This is a genomic window from Vibrio sp. CB1-5 (genome assembly GCF_059412285.1).
Window position 1 is genome coordinate 1 of sequence record NZ_JBJHPB010000076.1, and the last position, 853, is coordinate 853.

Sequence of the window (853 nt, forward strand, 5' to 3'; positions counted from 1 at the left end):
CCAATGCCTCAGACTCGTGAGCACATCCTACTAGGCCGTCAGGTTGGTATCCCATACATCATCGTATTCATGAACAAATGTGACATGGTTGACGATGAAGAGCTTCTAGAGCTAGTAGAAATGGAAGTTCGTGAACTTCTTTCTGAGTACGAATTCCCAGGTGATGACCTACCAGTTATCCAAGGTTCTGCACTAGGCGCACTAAACGGCGAAGAGCAGTGGGAAGCGAAAATCGTTGAACTAGCTGAAGCACTAGACTCTTACATCCCAGAGCCAGAGCGTGCAGTTGACCAACCGTTCCTACTACCAATCGAAGACGTATTCTCGATCCAAGGTCGTGGTACTGTTGTAACTGGTCGTATCGAGCGCGGTATCCTACGCGTAGGTGACGAAGTAGAAATCGTTGGTATCAAAGATACTACAACGACTACTTGTACTGGTGTTGAGATGTTCCGTAAGCTTCTTGACGAAGGTCGTGCTGGTGAGAACGTTGGTGCACTTCTACGTGGTACTAAGCGTGACGAAGTTGAACGTGGTCAAGTTCTTGCAGCTCCTGGCTCAATCAACCCACACACTAAGTTCGAGTCTGAAGTATACGTACTTTCTAAAGACGAAGGCGGCCGTCATACTCCGTTCTTCAAAGGCTACCGTCCACAGTTCTACTTCCGTACAACTGACGTAACTGGTGACATCTCTCTACCAGAAGGCGTAGAAATGGTAATGCCAGGCGACAACATCCAAATGAAAGTTGAGCTAATCGCTCCAATCGCAATGGATGAAGGCCTACGTTTCGCTATCCGTGAAGGTGGCCGTACAGTAGGTGCTGGTGTTGTTGCTAAGATCTTCGACTAAT

The 853-nt window shown here is 47.8% G+C and carries 1 protein-coding gene; it reads left to right on the plus strand.

Annotated elements, in window-relative coordinates; all coding sequences use genetic code 11:
* Positions 1-852, plus strand: an 852-nt coding sequence (gene tuf, locus ACJB0T_RS21925; RefSeq protein WP_495292944.1) for an elongation factor Tu, incomplete at its 5' end; no start/stop codon positions are given.
* Position 853 lies beyond the last annotated feature (1 nt).